The following is a 22,289-nucleotide window of genomic DNA, read 5'->3' as shown; positions in this document are numbered from 1 at the left end:
TCCTACGTGTGAACCTATCAATACCATTTTTTACTCCTTATCTGTTTTAGCAGTGGTCTTCAGGGCTAACTCTTTTAACTGGTTATCAGAAACTACTGACGGAGCATTCGTCAAAGGATCAATTGATTTACCATTTTTTGGAAACGCAATTACTTCACGAATATTTTTCTCATTTGCAAGGATCATGACTAATCGGTCAAGTCCAAAAGCAATACCACCATGTGGAGGGAATCCATATTCAAGTGCATCTAATAAGAATCCAAATTGATTTACTGCTTCTTCTTTAGAAAAACCTAATGCTTTTAACATTTTTTCTTGTAATTCTCTCTGATGTATACGAATAGATCCTCCACCTATTTCGTAACCATTCAATACAATATCATAGGCATTTGCATAAACATTTTCAGGATCTGATTCTAGCTTACCAAGATCTTTTTCAAGTGGCATGGTAAAAGGATGGTGAGCCGCACTATAACGTTCAGCTTCCTCATCATATTCCAATAACGGCCATTCATCGACCCACAAGAATGCTAGTTTTGATTCATCAATCAGATTCAGTTTTTTACCCAAATGGATTCTCAATGCTCCTAATGCATCAAATACTACTTTAGGCTTATCAGCAACAAATAAAAGCAAGTCCCCTGCTTCTGTACTCATTCTGCTCATAAGTTCTTGAGCAATCGGTTTATCATTAAAGAATTTAGCAATTGGACCACTAAATCCTTCTTGCGTTACTTTCATCCAGGCTAATCCTTTAGCCCCATATATAGAAGCGACCTCTCCGAGAGCATCAATATTCTTGCGGGAGAATTTTTCAGCCACTCCTTTTACATTCAAGCCTTTGACTACTCCGCCGTTTTCAATAGTACTTGTAAATACTTTAAAATCTGAGTTTGTCACAATATCTCCCAATTCAATAAGTTCAAGTTCAAATCGTGTATCAGGTTTATCACTACCATAACGATTCATAGCCTCATCATACGAAATTCTAGGGAAAGGACGAGAAATTTCCATACCTTTAGTTTCCTTAACGACTTCAACTAATAGCTTTTCCATTAAATCTTGTATTTCTTTCTCGTCAATAAAACTCGTTTCAATATCGACTTGGGTGAATTCCGGTTGACGGTCTCCTCTAAGATCTTCGTCCCTAAAACAACGAACGATTTGATAATAACGATCAATACCTGCACCCATCAAGAGTTGTTTAAACAATTGTGGTGACTGTGGTAAAGCAAAAAATTTCCCTTCATGTACTCGTGACGGTACTAAGTAGTCTCTAGCACCTTCAGGAGTGGACTTTGTTAAATAAGGCGTTTCAATATCTAAAAATCCATTACTATCTAAAAAATCACTAAAAACTTTTTTCACCTTATGACGCATTATCATATTTTCTTTCATCTTGTTACGTCTTAAATCCAGATATCTGTATTTTAATCTAATATCATCTGATACTTCTACAGTATCTTGAATATCAAAGGGAGGAGTTTTAGATTTATTTAGAATTGAAATAGTTATTGCTTCAATCTCTATTTCACCAGTTGGCAAGTCGTTATTTACTGTACCATCTTGTCTTTTTACAACTTTTCCAGTTATTTCAACCACAAATTCAGACCGTAATGTTTCAGCGATTACAAATGCTTCTTTAGATTTTTCAGCATTGAATACTACTTGAATAATTCCTTCACGGTCTCTTAGATCCACAAAAATCATACCACCTAGATCTCTTCTTTTCTGAACCCATCCCGATAGGGTCACTTGTTTTCCGACCTGTTCACTTGTTACTTCTCCGCAATACATAGTTCTCTCCATACTTTTCACCTATCCTAATCCTTTAAGCTATTTTCAATTTCTTCTAAATATTCAACAATATTACCTTTAGATACTTTATCTAAAGATAAAACCGTTTCTTTTCCAGTCTCTAATAACTTAACATTTATTGTACCCTTATTTAACTCGTTTTCGCCTAAAGTAAATACATATTTGGCATTTAACTTATCTGCTGTCTTAAATTGTTTTGTCGGTTTTCTATTTAAGAATTCTCTTTCTACGTTAAGCCCCGCTGCTCTTAAAACAGAAGCAAGTTTTATGGCTTCTTTGTTTGTTTCTTTTCCAATAGTTACAATAAATATATCTAAAGCAGCTACTTCCGGAAAATCATATTCCATATTTTCAAGTAACATTACCAGTCTTTCAAATCCAATACCAAAACCAAATCCAGGAGTTGAAGGTCCTCCAATTTCTTCTACCAAACCATCATATCTTCCACCAGCACAAACAGTGGTATTTGAACCAAAATCAGGATCTTCAGTCATGATCTCAAATATCGTATCATTATAGTAATCTAGACCCCTTACCATGTTATTATCAATCTCATAATTAATGTCTAAAGCTTCAAGGTATTCATTTACAGTCTCAAAATTATTTTTAGAATTCTCATCTAAATAATCTAATATAGAAGGTGCTTCAGCTACAATTTCTTTATCTTTTTTATTTTTACTATCTAGAACACGGAGAGGATTTTTATATAAACGTTCCTTCGAATCTTTACTTAAATCATCAAAATGTGGTTCTAAATAGTTAATCAGAGCTTGACGATAGATTTTACGGGTTTCAATATTTCCTAAAGAATTAATGACAAGTTTAAGATTTTTTATATTAAATGACTTAAATATATCCATTGCCAAGGCCATTGTTTCAACATCGGTTGCTGGATTACTGCTACCAAAGACTTCTACACCTAATTGATGAAATTGTCGCATACGACCTTTTTGAGGGCGTTCATATCGGAACATGGGTGCAATATAATAATATTTTAACGGCTTGTGATGTTCAGGTCCATATAATTTGTTTTCCACATATGAGCGAACTACCCCAGCAGTTCCTTCTGGACGTAGAGCAATATGACGGTTCCCTTTATCATAAAAATCATACATTTCTTTTGAAACAATATCACTTGTTTCTCCAACACCACGGGAAAACAATTCAAATTGTTCAAATATCGGAGTACGTACTTCTTTAAACTGATAGCGAGCTAGTATTTCTTTCGCATGATTTTCAATATATTGCCACTTATTAGTATCTTCTGGTAAAAAATCGGGTGTTCCTTTAATTTTTTGATAACTCATATTTTTCCTCCTGTTTCATATGTCATCTTTAATTATAAAAAAAGTCCTTCTTCTATACTAATTGTATAAAAGAAGGACGTGTATAATAATTAAGTCACGTGGTACCACCTAGATTTAGAAAGCAAACTACTTTCACTCTAAAGTTAACGCCTTCTACGTGATAGCTTTTCACTATCAAACCTCCAGAGTGTCTTTCAAATAATTGTCAGGGGGTCTCTTTCAGCCAAGGAGAACCTTTCTAAAACATTAACAACTATCTTACTTTCTCTTTCATCGGTAATTTATTTAACTGATCAATATCTGAATACTTTATTGATTACAAGCTTACAAGAAAGATATTATAAAGTCAATATACGTTTTTATTTTTTCTAGGTTATCTTACATATTGCAATAACAAAGATTTAACTGATATAATAGTAAAAACTGAGAATTATTATCCTGTACTATTCGAGAGGATGACTAGAATGGATCAAAATGACCCATACATACATAATTTATTTCCTAAAAAAAATATTTTCATAGCCATTATTCTATTACTTTTGAGTATAACTATTGCTTCTTCGATTGTTTTAGCCAACGAGAATAGCGTAACGGTAAAAGCCAGTGTGCTAAATGTTCGTATCGGACCTGGATTGACTTACGATGTTATGACCCAAGTTAATGAAGATCAAAAATTAAATGTCTTAGCTGAAGACAATGAATGGTACAAAGTGAGATTATCAAATGATCAGATTGGTTGGGTAGCTAGCTGGTTGGTAGAAAATGAAGAAATTTCTTCAGAAAACCAGCGTTATGGTAGAGTTACAGGTACCGAGGTCAATATAAGACAATACGCTACTACTGATTCCAAGAAACTAGGTACAGTATATGAAAATACTGAACTTTCAGTCCTTTATGAAGAAAATGACTGGTACCAGGTTCTTTATTTAGGCAAAGTTGCCTGGATTCATAAAGACTATTTAGAACTTATTGATACACCTAATACACAATCATCAGAAAATTCCGTTTCTACTCAAGAAGTTACTATTGGAGATCTGGAAACGAATGTCAGAAATGCTCCAAGTACTGATGCTGAGATTTTATCTGTTGCAGCACCAGACAGTAAGCTTATTTATTTAGGTACTGAAGAAGACTGGTACAAAGTTCAGCTGAATGATGGCAGTACAGGGTATGTTGCAAACTGGGTTTCCACCCTTTCAGATGTCCAAACAGTTAATATAGAAGAACAAGCAGATCAAATAGATAGAATTGCTACAAATCTATCTGAAGCTACCATCATGATCGATGCAGGACATGGTGGAAAAGATCCGGGCGCTCTATCAGAAACTGGATTTCTTGAGAAAGATGTTGCTTTGAGCACAGCTAAAACTTTACAGAAACGTCTTCAAGATGCTGGTGCCAACGCGATTATGACTAGAACAGATGACACCTTCATTTCCTTAAATGACCGAGTATATCTGTCTCACAAAGCTAACGCTGATGCTTTCATCAGTATTCATTACGATACAATAGAAGTCGCTAATTCTATGAGTGGCACAACAACTTATTATTATTCAAATAGTGAATTAGAACTAGCTAATACTGTCAATCAGTATCTGGAATCAAATGGCACTCTCCCTAATAATGGTGTCAGATCTGCCGAATACTATGTATTAAAGAATAATGCTCAACCTTCAATCCTATTAGAGTTAGGCTATTTAAATAACGATTTAGATGTTTCTGTAGTAGACACCCAAGCTTATCAATCTACTGTGGTAGAAGCAATCTATCAAGGTTTGAGAGACTATTTTTCACAAAAATAAAATTAAAACCTACTACACTTTTGAAGAGGCTACTTTCTTCAAAAGTGTTTTTTATATTAGTTCAAAAAATATATTATCTATGTTTAATCTAATGATTAATAGTAATTCTATTTTATACAGGATGAAGTTTTCCTTCTATTCATCTTATTGATTTATTAATGTAAGTGAAATCATTTAATCATTCTTTCATTTATTCATTTTTTTATTGAAAATAAATTGATTTTCATTTTCAAATGATCGATAAAGTGGTAATATAAATTTATTGTGTAAAAACTAACAAGAAGGATGGAATTTTAATGGATGCAAATTATCAAGGCCTCTTTTATTCTATTGAAAAAAGTATAGAAAAAAAGAAGCAGCTTTTTGAAGTAAGTGCGATTCGCTATTTTATCAGAGCCATGTTGGCTACTTTATTTTTAACTTTAGGAACTGCTATTGCAGTGATTACTGCTCAAGCAGCTGAGAAAGCTATACCTGGTTCTGGCAAATTTTCATATTCGTTTATGTTTAGCTGGTCCCTTGTTATGATTATCTATATGAATGCTGAATTAGGAACGTCTAACATGATGTATGCAACAGTTGGGGTCCATCGTAAATTATTATCTGGGAAAAAAGCACTTATTATATTATTTGCTTGTTTATTATTCAATTTAATCGGTGGTGTGCTAGCAAGCTATCTAGTCTCTTTATCTTCAGTATTCCAAGACTTGCCAAATGATCATTTCTTATTTCATGCCATTGAAGGAAAATTAGCAAAATCACCTCTTCAAATATTTACAGAAGGAATATTCGCTAATATCATCGTAAATGTTGCTGTATTCTGTACTATTAGAATGAAAGATGACGCCGGTAAAGTGATTTCTATGATATTCATCATTTTCATTTTTGCTTTCTTAGGATTTGAACACGTTATCGCTAACTTTGCATCTTTCCCCCTTGCATTTTTTGCATATGGTGGTGCTGTACCGGGAATGACTTTTGCATCAGTAGGAATTAACTGGCTCTTCACTGCTCTTGGCAATTTTGTTGGTGGCGGTTTGATTATAGGGCTAACCTATTCTTGGTTAAATAAAGGAAACCATATCTACTTGGATTAAACTAAAAAATTATTTATATTAGTTAATCTAAGTCAGTATTCACTATACATTACAACGACTTATTCAGTTTAGATTATTATTCTAATTGGATGAGTCGTTTTTAATAAATTATACAAATAAAACTTTTAAATCTTTTATCAATACCGTAGTACAAAATCGAGAATTTATTACAGCAAACGATTTGCTTTAATTTTTTCTTCAAATTTGTTAAATTTAATTAGATTAGATACTTATATAACATTATATTTAGAAAGCAGGTTTTTCTATGCATTTATATCTTCGACTTATCGTTCTTTTACTAGTAAGTATTATTGTATATACCATTGATGTTAAGAAAAAATATTTTCCAGTTCCTGTTATTCTAGTCGTAATTGGGATAGGGCTCTCGTTTCTATCTTTGTTTTCTGGGTTATCCATATCAAAAAATATTTTATATTATATTTTTATACCAGGTCTTTTATTTGTCTCTGCTTATCAATTTTCTGCTAAGGCTTTTAAAAAGAACGCTTCACTAATGATTACGTTAAGCACAGTCGGTATGGTCGGAACCGTGTTGCTGTTAGGAGCAGGAATCTTTTGGATAACTTCTTTTTTCCATCCACTTCCCTGGAGTTTATCTTTTCTATTAGCTTCCATTCTTGTACCAACTGATCCTGTTTCTGTAGTATCCATTTTAAAAAACAGTACTAAACCTGATGAAGTTGCTGATATCGTAGAAGGCGAATCGATGTTAAATGATGGAACAAGTATCGTCATGTTTACTATTTTTCTTTCAATGGTAGAAACAGGTAATGCTTTTTCTGTATTAAATTTTCTTGAGAGCTTTATTTTTGTCTCATTAGGCGGTGTCATTGTAGGACTAATATTCGGATGGATTCTAAGCCATGCTATTCATATCACTTCACATCATGAATATCAAATCATGCTCAGCATATTTATAGCTTATGGGAGTTTTATGCTAGCTGAAGAGCTCGGATTTTCCGGAGTTTTAGCTACTGTCGTTTCTGGAATCATGCTTTCATTTGGCTTTTCTAAAAAAAATGTAAAAGGAGAAGAATTCAGAGTAGCTCTAGGTGGCTTCTGGAATGTTGTCAATCCGATATTAATGTCCATATTATTTCTTCTCATAGGTATACAATCAGCGCCTTATCTCTACTTTAATTATTGGTATTTGGCTTTTATGATTTTTATTCTTTCAATATTAGCTCGTTTTATAGTGTTAGGATGTACACTATACTTAATACCTAAATGGAAAAAAAGATTTAAAAATTTATCTTCTGCGCTTTTAGTCCTTTCTTGGGCTGGAATCAAGGGTTCTATGTCAGTTGTTTTACTTTTGTGGACAATAGACAGTGCATTAGTAGAAGATCCTATACTGATTTCAATTACTTTTGCCTCTATTTTAATATCTTTTATCTTACAGAGTTTAGGTATTTATCCATTAACAAAAATACTAAAACGTAAATAAATTCAAGAGAATACGTATTTCATCTATAACGAATAAAAGCTCCTGACTTTTGCCAGGAGCTTTTATTCATTATTTGTTTTTTGAATCCATTACAATTGTTACTGGACCATCATTTAGTAAAGAAACCTTCATGTCCTCTCCAAATCTCCCAGTCTGTACATTAATTCCTTCAGAACTTAATGCATAATTAAATTTTTCATACAGCGGAATTGCTTGATCTGGTCGAGCAGCATCAACAAAGCTCGGCCTATTCCCTTTTTTAGTGTCTGCATATAAAGTAAACTGAGAAATAGAAAGTATAGATCCGCCTACCTGTGCTAATGAAAGATTCATCTTTCCTTCATTATCTTCAAAGATACGCATGTTTTTAACTTTCCTTACGAGATAATTAATATCTTCTTCTGTATCACTATGGCAAATTCCTACCAAAACAACCATACCGGTTTCAATAGAACCTTTGATCTCGCCATTAACTTTTACTTGGGCTTCTGTAACTCTTTGAATAACTAATCGCAATTCGAAACCTCCTGCTACCTTTCAACTTATTACTTAAAGCTGTTTTTATGAAGTAATTCTTTTAACAGAATAAACATCAGGTATTGATTTAACTTTATCCACAATTCGTTCTAGTTCACTAAGATTCTGGATACCGATCGTAACTTTGATTATAGCCATTTTATTGTTATCTATTTTACCATTTACATTACTTAATTGATTCGTTTGGGAATTGATGACTTGCAATATTTCATTTAATAGACCTGAACGATCATAACCTTGTACTTGTAGTTCAGCATTATAGGATTTGTCATTACCGCTCGATTCCCATTCAACTTCAATCAATCTGTTCTCTGCATCCTCTGATGCATGAACATTTGGACAATCCATTCGGTGGATAGATACACCTCGTCCTCGAGTAATATAGCCAACAATATCATCTCCAGGAACCGGATTACAGCACTTGCTTAATCTTACTAGCAAGTTATCAGCGCCTTGTATAACTACTCCGCCTTCATGCTTGATTTTCATTTTTTCAGGTTCTTTTTTTTGTTTCATTTCAATCGGATGATTCTGATCTAATTGCGATTCTTTTTCTTCTTTTAATTTACGTTCTTTTTCAGTAAGCTTATTTGCGACTGTAACTACTTTAACTTCTCCATAACCTATTGAAGCATAAAGATCTTCAGTATTTTGATAATTGAAGCGATCTGTCACTTTACTGATATTTTCTTTTTTCAAGATTTGTTTTGGACTAAAACCCATTTCTGTAATTTGCTTTTCAAGTATTTCTTTACCGCGCTCTACATTTTGTTCTTTTTCCTGAGTTTTAAAGAATCGTTTGATTTTATTTTTAGCTTTTGAAGTATTTACATAGTTAAGCCAGTCTCTACTTGGTCCAAATGAATTAGAAGATGTCAGCATTTCAACAATATCTCCATTTTTCAATTTGTAATTAAGAGGAACAATCTTGCCATTGACTTTTGCTCCCATTGATTTATTACCGACTTCTGTATGAACATGAAAAGCAAAGTCTAAAGTACTTGATCCGGAAGGAAGCTCCATTACATCTCCTTTAGGGCTGAATACATAAACTTTATCTTTAAAAATATCTTGTTTGATTGAATCCATAAAATCACTGGCATCACTAGATTCATTTTGGAGTTCTAAAATGTCTCTAAACCATGAAATATGTCCTGATAAATCATCTTTGTCAATTTTTTCTGTAATACCTTCTTTATAAGCCCAATGTGCAGCTACCCCATATTCTGCTATTTCATGCATCTGGTAAGTCCTGATTTGTACTTCCAGTGGTGTAGCGTTTGGCCCTAAAACTGTTGTATGCAGAGACTGGTACATATTGGCTTTAGGCATAGCTATATAGTCTTTGAATCTACCAGGCATTGGTTTCCATCTGGTATGGATAGCTCCAAGCACACCATAACAATCTTTAATTGAATCAACGATTATTCTAATAGCTAATAGATCATAGATTTCATTAAATTGTTTTTTCTGCTGTTTCATTTTTTTGTAAATAGAATATATATGTTTTGGACGTCCTGTAATATTTGCTTTAATATCCAATTCGTCTACCGACTCAACAATTGCTTTTTTAGCATCATCAATATAACGTTCACGGTCTTCTCGTCTAGAGTTCATTAAGTGGACAATACGATAATATTGTTGAGGATTCATATATCTCAAGGAAATATCTTCAAGTTCCCATTTGATTCGACTAATTCCTAATCTGTCTGCTAAAGGAGCATAAATTTCTAAAGTCTCTTTTGCAATGTCCCTTTGCTTCTCTGGACGATGATGTTTTAGTGTACGCATATTATGAACACGATCTGCTAATTTAACCAGTATAACTCGTACATCCTGAGCCATTGCCAATAACATTTTACGATGATTTTCAGCTTGATGTTCTTGTTTTGATTTAAATTTGATTTTCCCTAGTTTTGTAACACCATCTACAAGATCTGCTACTTCAGGTGTAAATATTTCAGCGATATCTGTATAAGTGTAATCAGTGTCTTCAATTACGTCATGGAGAAAACCAGTAGCAACGGTAACAGGATCCATTTTTAGATCTGCTAAGATTCCTGCTACCTGAACAGGGTGCATAATATATGCTTCTCCTGATTTGCGTATTTGTCCTCTATGCGCTTCTTCTGCTAAATCATAGGCCTGTTTAACGAAGGCTACATGTTCACTATTCATATATGTCAAACATAGTGCTATGACTTCTTGAGGAGTATAGTCTTTTTTCTGTGACATAGATCCTACCTTCTTTTCTCATGATCTCATTTTAATTCTGTCTTTAGTTTGTAATATGCTTAGTTATAATAGTTAATTATTTTATTCTAATTGATAATAAAACCAGCACTTTTCAGTGCTGGTTCTCTTTTATATTATATCGTTTTTGTATAGCAGTTTCAACTCATGGTTTTTTTGGAACTGCCATGGTTTCTTTAGTATGCATTACTTCCTTCTACACCCTCTAGAAGTGCTACACCATTAGAAGTCCCTATACGAGTAGCACCGGCTTCGATCATCCTTTTGGCATCCTCATAAGTTCTAACGCCTCCAGAAGCTTTAACACCCATCTCTGGTCCTACAGCAGTGCGCATCAGTTTGATATCTTCTACTGTAGCTCCACCAGTTGAGAATCCAGTAGATGTTTTGACGAAATCTGCTCCCGCTCTCTTAGCTATCTCGCAAGCTCGTATTTTTTCATTGTGAGACAGTAAAGAGGTTTCGATAATTACCTTCACTATTGCTTTTTTATCAGCAGCTGTAACAACGGCTCTTATATCATCGTGTACAAGAGAAAAATCTTCGCTCTTCATAGCTCCAATATTGATAACCATATCAACTTCATCTGCTCCATCTTTAATTGCTTGCTTAGTTTCGTTGACTTTAGTAGCTGTAGTATTTGCTCCTAAAGGAAATCCAATAACAGTACAAGTATTGACCGCGGTTCCTTTTAGTAGATCAGAAACATAAGATACCCAAGTTGGATTAATACACACTGCTTTAAAATTATATTTTTTAGCATCCAAACATGCTTGTTGGATATCTAAATCAGTTGACTCCGGTTTTAGTACAGTATGGTCGATATAACTTTTTAAATTTTCTATCATAATGATCCTTCTTTCTTAATATCTATTTTTTATTATTTTTAATCTTCTTCTGGTTTAATAGCTAATATAGCGATCCAGTCGCCCATTTGATTGATCTGCTGAATTTCAAATCCGGTGTTTTTCAAACTAGCAAGTACTTCTTCTTTCTTTTCTATGATAATACCTGAAGACAGGAACTTACCGCCCGGTTTTAAATTTTTAAATGCATCAGGTATAAGAAGCAATATAATTTCCGCTAGAATATTTGCGACTATCATATCCACTTTTACATCGATATCTTTAAGCAAATCATTGGGTTTAACAGATATTTCTGTTTTTAGATTATTCAATTTTATATTGTCATATGCTGATTTGACAGCTACATCATCTAGATCAAATGCTTGAATTTTAGAAGCACCTAACAAGGCACTAGCAATAGTCAAAACACCTGATCCAGTTCCAACGTCTAAAACTGTTTCTCCGCCTCTTAAATTATTTTCAAGGGCTTGTAAACAAAGTTTAGTAGTTGGATGGGTGCCGGTACCAAAAGCCAGTCCCGGATCTAAATAAATAATCTTCTCTGCATCATGTCTTTTTATATAATCTTCCCATTGGGGAACAATTGTCATATATCTAGTAATCGGAACAGGATGGTAATATTTTTTCCAAGCATTAGCCCATTCTTCTTCTACTACATCTTCAGTTGTAACTTCATACTTTTCAATATCCAAATCAAAAGACTTAAGCATTTCAATTTTTTCAATTAAAGCCATTTTCGTTGCTTTTGAAGCAGCATCCCCATAAAAATATCCCTTAATAACAACTCCGTCAGCTGGAAAAGATTTTTCATCTAATGCCCATAATGTATCAAATCCGTACTCTGGAAGTGATAAAAAGTCTTTTCTGTCAGCCACGGAGACACCAGCTGAACCTAATTCGATTAATATGTTTGATACTGCTTCTGTAGCTTCTCCATTAATATGAACTTTAAATTCTTTCCACTCCGTCATTTGATTCATCCTTTTTAATTTGTTCGATAAATGATTCTTCTTCGTCAAGCATCATTTTAACTTTTTCTTCATCATATCGATTTATTGATTTCAAAGTTTGGATAGTTCCTTCAAGATTATGTTCATTCCATCTTAAACTGAATTCTCCAGTAACATTATCATCAGAAAATTTCTTCAACTCAACTATGCCTTCCTCAGCTATGATATTCAGCTGCTTTAAGCATGCATACACATGTCCTTTTTCTATACCAGTATGACTGTTTATTGGAATGGAAGCTAAATAATTCTGAGGTTTGACGTGAGCATACGCTGGATCATAGAAGCAAATAACGTCTTCAAATTGAATACTTCCAGGCTGATTAGTCTGTCCAATTACATCTTGTACTTGAAGTGAATCATCTACTTTAGTGTTAAAAGTTATAAATAATTCTATTACCTGAATAATTCATAACTCTGTATTTTAAGTAAATCTCTTAAAAAAATCATTCTCGCTTTATTTATTTTGATAACTTTTGCCCAAAACAATCTTTTTAAAGATTCTTTTCATTTTTGTAAGTGCCCAAAAATTACTTTTGTATAATTTTGGGCACACTTATCCCTTGGAACTTTTCTCTTAAAAAAATAGTATCCGCTTAGTTTATACCCATGAATGGGACCGCCTCAGGCGGTCGAAGACAGCATAGAATTCTTTATGATAAACGTGATAACTAGACAGTTTAAGATAGACTTGCCTACCTGTTTGGACAAGTTTCCCGGCTACTTTAAGTAATTTCAGTCGTATGGATTGAACAGTCAGACCTTTATCTCGTTCATCAAACCCAATCGTCTTTAAAAAGTTGATGAGGTTATAAGCGAGTAAACTCATTAACATCCTTACATGATTTTCTAAGAAGCGTGGACTATCGGTTTTATCAAAATAAAATCCTGCTTTCGCTTCTTTGATAAAGTTTTCCATCGTTCCACGTTTGGCATAAAGAGAGAATATGACTTCAGGGGATACATTTTTTGATAGGTTTGTCACAATAAATGTATGCTGAAAAAGGAGTTCTCCTCCTTCTCGAACAGAACGAATGCAGAGACGACGAGGTTTTGACCATGACTTAGCTTGATAAGGTACTGAAAAGTACTGCACTTCTCTCTCTTCCCATTTCTGATTTTCACCATATAGAACTGATTTTTCAGCTAGTTGACTCACTTTTTTATTGTTCTTTAAACGAATAACATAGTGGCTATTGTTGGCTTCACAAGCTTCATACACCTCTGGTGTTGCAAATCCACTATCTCCACGAACGAGTATGTCGGTATTCGGTAAGGAGTGATTATAATGCTGCAGTAAAGGTTCTATGAAAGCTTTTACACCTTTAGATGTGTATTGATTTCCTGAACGTAGTTCAGCTTTTAAGAAATCTCCAGTCAGTCCATCAAAGGCAACTAGAGGATGATATCCATAAGTTTGATAGTGGGCATTATAATCGGTTTGTTCTTGATTTCCAAAGGTATCTGAGTGTGTTGAATCAATATCAATGATCAACTCGGTATCATTACGAATCAGACGCGCTTTATCAATTAATGATTGATTTAATGACTGTAACTGATCTAAGTTCTCTTCTGAAAAACGGTCTAGAAATCGCGAAAGCGACGATTGCGAGGCTAACTGATTTCTACCTAGAATAACTTGAAATACTGGATCATGTCTTAATATATTAGCCGAAGAGTCTGTCGAATAACCAGCCGTTAGCTGCATAATAAGCTGCTCAAAAATTGCTAGATTATCATGTATGAAGTAAGCACGATTTTCTTTTAAGTGAAGTAGTCGTTTAGCTAAATCAGAGAAACCAAAGGTATTCATTAGTTCTTTAACTAAGACCAAACCGGAATCACTAGATAAGCGTCCACCTGTATGCGAAATGGTAATGTTAGAATTGAATTTAATCTGTTTTTTGTGTAAGCTAGTCATTAGAAGAACTCCTTTTCTTATGGTTGGTTTCGACACCTTTACCATATCAGAATGGAGTTCTTTTTTCATCACTTAACAGGTGAAACAATAAAAGTATCATAGTGCCTGCCATTAGGCAGTGTTTCCACGATTCAAGCAAAAGTATGAATTATCTAGGCTATTATTCTATTATTGGTATTTTTAATTACTCTCCACTGGAAAACTGGAAAAAGTTTTTTCAATTCAGTATCTATATATGTTGCGAGATCTTGTTTCAAAACTTAACCTCCTACTCTATTTATACCCTATTCTAACATAGTTTTCCATCCATTATCCATGGAAACCTTTCCTCGCTTTTTAGATAGATATGGATTTCCAGATACCGTATAACGTAAGTTTGCTTCTGTCCATTCACCTTTATTTGGTATACCGATTCTTGGAGAAGCCTCAATATGAATCGGTTCTAGTTTCTTACTCAAATCTAAGTATAGAGGTTTTTCGAATATACTGAGTCCATTATCTTCCATTGAAATATTTAAAGCTTTCGTCAATTTACCTGGACCATTTGTCAAATCAACTCCATTTTTTTTACGATTCAATTGCATTAATTTTTCCCCTTCGTTTGGCTCAACTGCTCTAATCAGTACAGCATGAGCTACTCCTTCAGGTTGAGTAACTATATTTAACATCTTATGAGTATGCATCTGATAGATATAAACTGTTCCAGCTTTCTGATACATGGAGTGTAACCTAGGAGTCCTTTTGCCTAAATAACTATGTGCTGCCGCATCTTCATAACCTAAGTACGCTTCTGTTTCAACAATCCAACCAGACATTACTCCTGAATCTGTCTCTTTAACCAATAAATGACCTAATAATTGTTGAGCGATCTCTTCTGTTGACTTACTAGCATCTGTGATATCAAACATTTTTCTGTACTCATCCTTTATCATTCACTTTCTTTTACAAGCTCTATTAATGTATAAAAAAAGCATGCTGAATATCAACATGCTTAAATTTTAACCTTCTGCTTCATAGCTTGTTTCTATATAATCAATGCGTATTTCCAGAACTCTTCTATTTTTGACCTCTGTAACTGACACATCCATATTTTTATATATAAACTGATCACCCTCAAAAGGCACTCTATTTAATTCTTCTATAACAAATCCACTGACAGTATTAGAGATGAAATCGTCTGAGCTATCCAGATGAAATAAATCAAAAAGTTTTTCTAATTTTACGGTTCCTTTAACGATATAACTTAATCCATCATTCAATTCAATGATTTCTTCTTCGATTACATCAGATTCATCCCAGATTTCTCCAACCAGCTCTTCTAAGACGTCTTCCATTGTAGCGATTCCAACGGTTCCACCATGTTCATCCGTTACAATTGCCATATGAGTTTTTTTAAGCTGCATTGTTCGAAGCAGCTTAGATAAATTCATTACCGGTGGAACATAAATAACTTCTTTAACAATCGTTAATATTGAGGTATCTTTGCCTGTACGTACTTTAGCTTTCAGATAGCGATTAAAGTCTTTTTCGTGTAAAATTCCTACCACATGATCAATTGTATCATCATAAATGATTAGTCTGGAAAAGTTATGTCTATTAAATAATTCTTCTATCTTCGAATCCTCTTCATTTACATCGCAACCAATAACGTCTACTCGAGGCATCAGTATAGAGGAAACTTCTAAATCATCAAATTCTATAGCTGATCTGACAAGTTGATGTTCATGGTCTTCAATACTTCCACCTATTTCTGCCTGATCGACCATAGAAAGTAATTCATCTTCACTGATTGTTTCCAGATTTTCAAAATTGAACACTCTATCGAGTAAAAGTCTCCATTTTTCAAAAAACCAGATAGCTGGTCTAAATAAATTCATCAAAACCTGAATAATTGGTGAAGAAAATTTAGCGATTGTTTCAGATTTCTCTTTAGCAATCGTTTTTGGTGTAATCTCACCGAATATTAGCACAATAATGGTAATCACAATAGTAGCAATTGTTGCGCCGTATGTTGGAAACCATTTAACAAATAATAAAGTAGCAATTGCAGACGTCGCAATATTCACAATATTGTTACCGATTAAAATCGTAGACAATACGGAATCAAAGTTCTCTGCTAAGTGTAAGGTTCTTTTTGCTTTCTTGTCACCATTTTCTGCTTCATTTTTCAATCTAATTCGGTTCGCCGATGTAAAAGCTGTTTCCGAAGAAGAAAAATAAGCTGATAAAAAAATCAACACAATTAATAATAATATGCTCGATAAATCTCCACTGTCCATTAAGATGGACTTCCCCCTTTATAATCTTTTTATATATTGTATCATAACAATATTTGATTTTTATTAAATTTATTATACTTTTTTAAATTTCAAAGATGGGAAGTCGCCTGACTCCCCATCTCTACTACATTATTTTAAAATAGATTTATAAAAAACTTCATACTTAAATTAATGATGGTTTACTATTCATTACTCATCATCAAGGTTTAATACTGCCATGAACGCTTCTTGAGGAATTTCTACATTACCGACATTCTTCATACGTTTTTTACCGGCTTTTTGTTTCTTCAAAAGTTTCTGACGACGAGTCACGTCCCCACCATATAGTTTAGCTGTAACATCTTTACGGTAAGCTTTAACTGTTGAGCGGGCAACAATATTCTGTCCAATTGCCGCTTGGATAGGGATCTCAAATTGTTGCCGTGGGATTGTCTGTTTCAGCTGTTCTACAACTGATTTTCCTCGACCATAAGAAAAGTCTTTATGCACAATAAAACTCAATGCGTCGACTGTTTCTCCATGAATAAGAATATCCATTTTAACCAGTTCACTTACACGGTATCCTGCTTCAGCATAATCCAACGAAGCGTATCCTTTTGTACTGGATTTCAAACGATCAAAGAAGTCATATACAATTTCTGATAGAGGAATGAAGTAAGCAACATTCACCCGAATATCATCTAGATATTCCATTGTAATGAATTCTCCCCGTTTACGTTGTGCAATTTCCATCACTGCTCCAACATAATCATTTGGAACGGTGATAGTAGCTTTTACATATGGCTCTTCTACTGATTCGATTTCTTGTGGTGTTGGCATATCAGCAGGATTTGAAACTTCAATTTTTTCACCATCTGTTTTGTTGATGTGATAGATAACCGATGGAGCGGTAGTAATCAGATCTAAATTGAATTCACGTTCTAAACGTTCCTGTATGACATCCATATGCAACATACCTAAGAAACCACAACGGAACCCAAATCCTAAAGCTTGAGATGTTTCAGCTTCATACTGAAGGGCAGCATCGTTCAATTGCAGTCTTTCCAGCGCTTCTCTAAGATCCTCATATTTAGCTGAATCTGTCGGATACATTCCACAGAAAACCATTGGGTTCATCTGACGATATCCTGGTAGAGCCTTAGTAGTTGGATTATTTGCAAGGGTAATCGTATCTCCGACTCGAGTATCTTTAACTGTTTTTATATTTGCTGTTACAAATCCAACATCTCCAACCATCAAATAATCTCTGGAAAGAGGTTTCGGAGAGAAAATCCCTAAATCAGTAACTTCAAATTTCTTACCGTTACTTAGTATTTGGATTGTATCTCCTTTACTTAAGACACCATCCATTACTCTAATATTCAAAACAACTCCTCGATAAGGATCATAGGCAGAGTCAAATATCAGAGCTTGAAGCGGATTATCAATATCCCCTTCTGGTGCTGGGACTTTTTGTACAATTTGTTCCAAGATATCTTCAATACCGATACCAGACTTAGCACTAGATAAAACAGCCTCGCTAGCATCTAATCCAATAATATCTTCGATTTCTTTGCGAACTCTTTCAGGATCAGCGGCTGGCAGATCAATCTTATTGATTACTGGCAAGATTTCCAGTTCATTATCTAAAGCAAGATAAACATTGGCTAATGTTTGAGCTTCTACACCTTGTGCTGCATCAACTACCAAAATAGCCCCTTCACATGCAGCTAAACTTCTTGATACTTCATATGTGAAATCCACATGACCGGGTGTATCGATGAGATGAAGAATATACGTTTCTCCATTTTTAGCAGTATACTGTAATTCAACTGTATTCAGCTTAATGGTAATACCACGTTCTCGTTCTAGATCCATTGAATCCAATAACTGATCTTGCATTTCTCTATCCGCAACTGTATGTGTCAATTGTAGTATGCGATCTGCTAGAGTAGATTTACCGTGATCGACATGTGCAATGATTGAAAAATTTCTTATTTGTTTTTGTCTCTTTCGAGCTTCATTTTTATCCATTATATTAAATCCTCATTCCTTCGTCTTCACAGGCGTTCTTACCTATTATACCAACGATTAGAACAGAGTACAATCAAATTAGCAGACATATAATAAGGAGATGGCCGACAGCCATCTCCTTATTTGTTACTTATGCTTATCTTTGAAGGCATCCTTTACCTTTGAAAAAAACGAACCTTCATCTTGTTCAATAATCTCATCATACTCACTAACTTTAGCAAATTTTCTTAGCTGTTCAGCTTGTTCTTGATTTATTTTTTTAGGAATCTCAACATTTACTGTGATATGCTGATCTCCGTTACCTGTTCCACGTAAGCGTGGTGCTCCTTTTCCTTTTAAGCGGAAAGTAGTACCTGGCTGAGTACCTGAAGGTATCTTAAATTTAACTTTACCATGGACAGTGGGAACTTCAAGTTCATCTCCTAATGTTGCTTGAACCATATTGATTGGTAATTCGTAATAGATCTCCGTACCTCTTCTTTTGAATTGATCAGATGATGCTACTCTAAAGACTACATAAAGGTCCCCGTAAGGTCCACCGTTTTTCCCAGCATCTCCCTGATTTTGAAGACGCATTTGGTTTCCATCTTCAACACCAGCTGGTACTGTAACTTTTACAGAATGCTGTTCTTTAGTATGTCCAGTTCCATGACAAACTTCACATTTTTCTTTGATTTCCTGACCAGTTCCATGACAAGTTGGACAAGTCTGTTGCGTCATCACACGACCAAATGGAGTATTTCTTTCTACGTTGATAGCTCCTGCACCACCACATTGAGAACATGTTTGAGGACTAGTACCAGGTTTTGCGCCACTACCGCCACAGTTGTTACATTCTTCTTCTCTTCTATAACGAATCGTAGTTTCTTTCCCAAAAATAGCTTCTTCAAATTTAAGATCTAAAACATATTGAAGATCTTCTCCTTGCATGGGAGCATTAGGATTTCTGGATCTTCTTCCGCCACCACCAAAGAATTGTTCAAATATATCTTCAAATCCACCGCCGCCGAAGCCGCCAGCTCCACCAAATCCGCCACCAGCTCCAAAATTTGGATCAGTAGAAGCATGTCCGTATTGATCATAAGCAGCTCGTTTTTGTTCATCACTTAATACTTCATAAGCTTCAGTGATTTTTTTGAACATTTCATCAGCATTTGATTCTTCACTAATATCTGGATGATACTTTTTTGATAATTTTCTATATGCTTTTTTTATTTCATCTTTTGAGGCATCTTTTGATACCCCTAAAAGATCATAATAATCTTCTTTTGCCGGCATTTTATTCCTCCATACTCTAAAGAGTTGCTAGATGTATTCTATATATGACTATACTATACTTAGAATAAAAAGCCAAAAGCACTAAGCTTTGGCTTTTTATTTGAACTATTCGTCTGCTTAGTCAACTTACTACTACCTCTATTTTAGGTAGTAAGTTATTTCCCTTTAAAGAAATTTATTTATCTTCATCGTCAACTTCTTCAAATTCAGCATCTACAACTCCATCGTCTGAAGTTCCTTCACTACCAGCTTCTCCACCTTGTGCTTCAGCTTGCTCAGCTGCTGCTTGTTCGTAAAGTTTAACTGACATTTCTTGAACGATTTCGTTCAATGCATCTCTTTTAGATTTAATTGCTTCGAAATCATCATTCTCTAAAGCAGTTTTTAATTCATCACGAGCTTCTTCAGCTTTTTTAACATCAGCTTCATCGACTTTGCCATCTAAATCTTTCAATGTTTTATCAATTTGGAAAACTAACTGATCTGCTTCATTACGGATTTCAACTTCTTCTTTGCGTTTTTTGTCTGCTTCAGCATTTTCTTCAGCTTCTTTGACCATGCGTTCAATTTCTTCATCAGAAAGACCTGAAGAAGATTTGATTGTAATATTTTGTTCTTTACCAGTACCTAAATCTTTAGCAGATACATTCACGATACCATTTTTATCAATATCAAATTTAACTTCGATTTGAGGTACACCACGAGGTGCAGCTGGTATATCAGTTAATTGGAAACGTCCTAAAGTTTTATTATCTTTAGCCATTGGACGCTCACCTTGAAGTACATGTACATCTACAGCTGGTTGATTGTCAGCAGCAGTTGAGAAAGTTTGAGATTTACTTGTTGGAATCGTAGTGTTACGATCGATCAATTTTGTAAACACGCCACCCATTGTTTCAATACCTAGTGATAAAGGCGTTACATCTAATAACACGATATCCTTAACATCACCAGAAATCACTCCACCTTGGATAGCAGCTCCCATAGCTACAACTTCATCAGGGTTTACAGAACGGTTAGGTTCTTTACCTGTTTCTTTTTTCACTGCATCAACAACAGCAGGAATACGAGTAGATCCACCAACAAGAATAACTTGGTCAATATCTGATTGAGAAAGACCCGCATCTTTAAGTGCTTGACGAACAGGTTGTTTTGTTCTTTCAACTAAATCATCAGTAATTTCATCAAACTTAGCACGTGTTAATGTTACTTCTAAATGAAGTGGTCCTGCTTCTCCCGCACTAATGAATGGTAAACTAATTTGAGTTGAAGATACACCTGATAAATCTTTTTTAGCTTTTTCAGCAGCATCTTTCAGACGTTGTAACGCCATTTTATCTTTTGAAAGGTCTACCCCATTCTCTTTTTTGAATTCAGCAACAAGGTAATCAATGATTTTTTCATCGAAGTCATCTCCACCTAATCGGTTATCACCAGCAGTAGACATTACTTCGAATACTCCATCTCCTAATTCAAGAATAGAAACATCGAAAGTTCCTCCACCTAAGTCAAAAACCAGAATTTTTTCATCTGTATCAACCTTGTCTAACCCATAAGCTAGAGATGCAGCAGTTGGTTCATTAACGATACGATCTACTTCTAATCCCGCAATTTTACCAGCATCTTTTGTAGCTTGACGTTGAGAATCGTTGAAGTAAGCAGGTACAGTGATAACTGCATTTGTTACTTCTTCACCAAGATAGTCTTCCGCATAAGCTTTTAGATGTTGAAGAATGAAAGCTGACACTTGTTGAGGCGAATATTCTTTTCCTTCAGCTTCAACTTTATAATCTTCACCCATGTGGCGTTTAATTGAAATGACTGTATTTGGGTTAGTGATAGCTTGTCTTTTAGCTACTTCTCCAACTTGAATTTCTCCATCTTTGAATGAAACAACAGAAGGTGTTGTTCGGTTCCCTTCTTTGTTCGGAATAATTTTAGATTCTCCACCTTCAAGAACCGCTACTGCAGAGTTTGTTGTTCCTAAATCAATACCAATAATTTTTCCCATGATATACTCACCTTTACTTCATAAATTTTTTGTTTTAATTTTTGAATCTGATTTTAGAATTTACTGATAGACAGCGACTTTTGCTGCACGTAATACACGATCATGCAGTTTATAACCTTTTTCGAAAACCTGTGCGACTGTTCCACTGTCCTCTTCACTATCCGCCGGCACTTGTGTATATGCTTCATGATAATTTGGATCAAAAGGTTTGCCCTCAGCATCAATAACTTCAATTCCTTCTGACTTAAGAGCTTGGTCAATACTTTCAATTACCATTTCAACACCCTTTTTAAGGTTTTTACCAGCTTCATCTTCTACTTGAATTGTAAGTGCTCGTTCCATATTATCAAGAGCGGGTAATAAGTTTTTAGCAAGATCTTGAGAACGATATCTAGTTGCCAGTTCTCTGTCTCGCTGATTCCTTTTTTGAATATTTGCCAGTTCAGCTTGTAATCTTAAATAACGATCTTCTGTTTCGCTTAACTGCTGTTTAGTCTGTTCAAGTTCTGCTTGAATCGGATCTTCTTCATTAACCTCAGCTTGTTCTGCTGTTTCTTCTTCAAGGATTTGATCTTCCAGTTCTTCATTAGAACGACTATTCATTTCTTCATTCTTTTCCTTCATTATTGTCC

The 22,289-nt window shown here is 34.5% G+C and carries 17 protein-coding genes and 1 other annotated feature; of the genes, 3 read left to right on the top strand and 14 right to left on the bottom strand.

The window, feature by feature from the left end; genetic code table 11:
* Positions 1 to 30: 30 nt before the first annotated feature.
* Positions 31 to 1,809 (bottom strand): aspartate--tRNA ligase, encoded by a 1,779-nt coding sequence (gene aspS / locus BKP56_RS09055; RefSeq protein WP_072694772.1) that lies wholly within the window; start codon positions 1,807 to 1,809, stop codon positions 31 to 33.
* 14 nt (positions 1,810 to 1,823) lie between these two features.
* Positions 1,824 to 3,125: a histidine--tRNA ligase gene (gene hisS / locus BKP56_RS09050; RefSeq protein ID WP_072694771.1), complete on the bottom strand. Its 1,302-nt coding sequence runs from the start codon at positions 3,123 to 3,125 to the stop codon at positions 1,824 to 1,826.
* Positions 3,126 to 3,194: 69 nt separating this feature from the next.
* Positions 3,195 to 3,408: a binding site (T-box leader), on the bottom strand.
* 181 nt (positions 3,409 to 3,589) lie between these two features.
* Between hisS and BKP56_RS09045 the strand changes: the two genes are divergently transcribed.
* From BKP56_RS09045 to BKP56_RS09035, 3 genes are all read left to right on the top strand, one after another.
* Entirely contained in the window at positions 3,590 to 4,927 is a 1,338-nt protein-coding gene (locus tag BKP56_RS09045) for an N-acetylmuramoyl-L-alanine amidase (RefSeq protein WP_072694770.1), read from the top strand.
* 296 nt (positions 4,928 to 5,223) lie between these two features.
* Positions 5,224 to 6,024 (top strand): formate/nitrite transporter family protein, encoded by an 801-nt coding sequence (locus tag BKP56_RS09040; RefSeq protein ID WP_072694769.1) that lies wholly within the window; start codon positions 5,224 to 5,226, stop codon positions 6,022 to 6,024.
* A gap of 265 nt (positions 6,025 to 6,289) precedes the next feature.
* Complete coding sequence (locus BKP56_RS09035) at positions 6,290 to 7,492, top strand: cation:proton antiporter (RefSeq protein WP_072694768.1); 1,203 nt, start codon at positions 6,290 to 6,292, stop codon at positions 7,490 to 7,492.
* A 69-nt stretch (positions 7,493 to 7,561) separates the two neighbouring features.
* On the opposite strand, the gene dtd is transcribed toward BKP56_RS09035, so the two are convergent.
* From dtd to grpE, 12 genes are all read right to left on the bottom strand, one after another.
* Positions 7,562 to 8,008: a D-aminoacyl-tRNA deacylase gene (gene dtd, locus BKP56_RS09030; protein WP_072694767.1), complete on the bottom strand. Its 447-nt coding sequence runs from the start codon at positions 8,006 to 8,008 to the stop codon at positions 7,562 to 7,564.
* 45 nt (positions 8,009 to 8,053) lie between these two features.
* The gene (locus BKP56_RS09025; protein ID WP_072694766.1) at positions 8,054 to 10,264 is read right to left on the bottom strand and encodes a RelA/SpoT family protein; all 2,211 of its coding nucleotides are present in this window, start codon (positions 10,262 to 10,264) and stop codon (positions 8,054 to 8,056) included.
* A 194-nt stretch (positions 10,265 to 10,458) separates the two neighbouring features.
* Entirely contained in the window at positions 10,459 to 11,130 is a 672-nt protein-coding gene (gene deoC / locus BKP56_RS09020; RefSeq protein ID WP_072694765.1) for a deoxyribose-phosphate aldolase, read from the bottom strand.
* 38 nt (positions 11,131 to 11,168) lie between these two features.
* Positions 11,169 to 12,119, bottom strand: a complete 951-nt coding sequence (gene prmA / locus BKP56_RS09015; protein ID WP_072694764.1) for a 50S ribosomal protein L11 methyltransferase — start codon at positions 12,117 to 12,119, stop codon at positions 11,169 to 11,171.
* On the bottom strand, positions 12,097 to 12,540 hold the full coding sequence (locus BKP56_RS13645; protein ID WP_232226963.1) for a DUF3013 family protein: 444 nt from the start codon (positions 12,538 to 12,540) through the stop codon (positions 12,097 to 12,099). Before BKP56_RS13645 ends, prmA begins: the two co-directional genes overlap by 23 nt.
* A gap of 216 nt (positions 12,541 to 12,756) precedes the next feature.
* A complete protein-coding gene (locus BKP56_RS09005) occupies positions 12,757 to 14,076 on the bottom strand; it encodes an IS1380 family transposase (RefSeq protein WP_072693356.1) in 1,320 nt (439 codons plus the stop codon).
* Positions 14,077 to 14,360: 284 nt separating this feature from the next.
* Positions 14,361 to 14,984 (bottom strand): DNA-3-methyladenine glycosylase, encoded by a 624-nt coding sequence (locus BKP56_RS09000; RefSeq protein ID WP_072694762.1) that lies wholly within the window; start codon positions 14,982 to 14,984, stop codon positions 14,361 to 14,363.
* Between the two features lie 90 nt (positions 14,985 to 15,074).
* Entirely contained in the window at positions 15,075 to 16,355 is a 1,281-nt protein-coding gene (locus BKP56_RS08995; protein ID WP_072694761.1) for an HlyC/CorC family transporter, read from the bottom strand.
* A gap of 189 nt (positions 16,356 to 16,544) precedes the next feature.
* On the bottom strand, positions 16,545 to 18,368 hold the full coding sequence (lepA, locus tag BKP56_RS08990; protein ID WP_072694760.1) for a translation elongation factor 4: 1,824 nt from the start codon (positions 18,366 to 18,368) through the stop codon (positions 16,545 to 16,547).
* A gap of 126 nt (positions 18,369 to 18,494) precedes the next feature.
* Positions 18,495 to 19,646: a molecular chaperone DnaJ gene (gene dnaJ, locus BKP56_RS08985; protein WP_072694759.1), complete on the bottom strand. Its 1,152-nt coding sequence runs from the start codon at positions 19,644 to 19,646 to the stop codon at positions 18,495 to 18,497.
* Positions 19,647 to 19,821: 175 nt separating this feature from the next.
* Complete coding sequence (gene dnaK, locus BKP56_RS08980) at positions 19,822 to 21,657, bottom strand: molecular chaperone DnaK (RefSeq protein WP_072694758.1); 1,836 nt, start codon at positions 21,655 to 21,657, stop codon at positions 19,822 to 19,824.
* Between the two features lie 60 nt (positions 21,658 to 21,717).
* On the bottom strand, positions 21,718 to 22,281 hold the full coding sequence (grpE, locus tag BKP56_RS08975; RefSeq protein ID WP_072694757.1) for a nucleotide exchange factor GrpE: 564 nt from the start codon (positions 22,279 to 22,281) through the stop codon (positions 21,718 to 21,720).
* Positions 22,282 to 22,289: the final 8 nt, after the last annotated feature.

The organism is Marinilactibacillus sp. 15R, assembly GCF_001895285.1.
Taxonomy (GTDB): domain Bacteria; phylum Bacillota; class Bacilli; order Lactobacillales; family Carnobacteriaceae_A; genus Marinilactibacillus; species Marinilactibacillus piezotolerans.
This window is presented reverse-complemented; position numbering and strand designations above follow the sequence as displayed.

What these genes read in the sequence shown, in the direction of transcription:
- aspS (WP_072694772.1), bottom strand. Translation starts at nt 1,809, where the DNA reads ATGGAGAGAACTATGTATTGCGGAGAAGTAACAAGTGAACAGGTCGGA.
- hisS (WP_072694771.1), bottom strand. Translation starts at nt 3,125, where the DNA reads ATGAGTTATCAAAAAATTAAAGGAACACCCGATTTTTTACCAGAAGAT.
- BKP56_RS09045 (WP_072694770.1), top strand. Translation starts at nt 3,590, where the DNA reads ATGGATCAAAATGACCCATACATACATAATTTATTTCCTAAAAAAAAT.
- BKP56_RS09040 (WP_072694769.1), top strand. Translation starts at nt 5,224, where the DNA reads ATGGATGCAAATTATCAAGGCCTCTTTTATTCTATTGAAAAAAGTATA.
- BKP56_RS09035 (WP_072694768.1), top strand. Translation starts at nt 6,290, where the DNA reads ATGCATTTATATCTTCGACTTATCGTTCTTTTACTAGTAAGTATTATT.
- BKP56_RS09025 (WP_072694766.1), bottom strand. Translation starts at nt 10,264, where the DNA reads ATGTCACAGAAAAAAGACTATACTCCTCAAGAAGTCATAGCACTATGT.
- deoC (WP_072694765.1), bottom strand. Translation starts at nt 11,130, where the DNA reads ATGATAGAAAATTTAAAAAGTTATATCGACCATACTGTACTAAAACCG.
- prmA (WP_072694764.1), bottom strand. Translation starts at nt 12,119, where the DNA reads ATGACGGAGTGGAAAGAATTTAAAGTTCATATTAATGGAGAAGCTACA.
- BKP56_RS09005 (WP_072693356.1), bottom strand. Translation starts at nt 14,076, where the DNA reads ATGACTAGCTTACACAAAAAACAGATTAAATTCAATTCTAACATTACC.
- BKP56_RS09000 (WP_072694762.1), bottom strand. Translation starts at nt 14,984, where the DNA reads ATGTTTGATATCACAGATGCTAGTAAGTCAACAGAAGAGATCGCTCAA.
- BKP56_RS08995 (WP_072694761.1), bottom strand. Translation starts at nt 16,355, where the DNA reads ATGGACAGTGGAGATTTATCGAGCATATTATTATTAATTGTGTTGATT.
- lepA (WP_072694760.1), bottom strand. Translation starts at nt 18,368, where the DNA reads ATGGATAAAAATGAAGCTCGAAAGAGACAAAAACAAATAAGAAATTTT.
- dnaJ (WP_072694759.1), bottom strand. Translation starts at nt 19,646, where the DNA reads ATGCCGGCAAAAGAAGATTATTATGATCTTTTAGGGGTATCAAAAGAT.
- dnaK (WP_072694758.1), bottom strand. Translation starts at nt 21,657, where the DNA reads ATGGGAAAAATTATTGGTATTGATTTAGGAACAACAAACTCTGCAGTA.
- grpE (WP_072694757.1), bottom strand. Translation starts at nt 22,281, where the DNA reads ATGAAGGAAAAGAATGAAGAAATGAATAGTCGTTCTAATGAAGAACTG.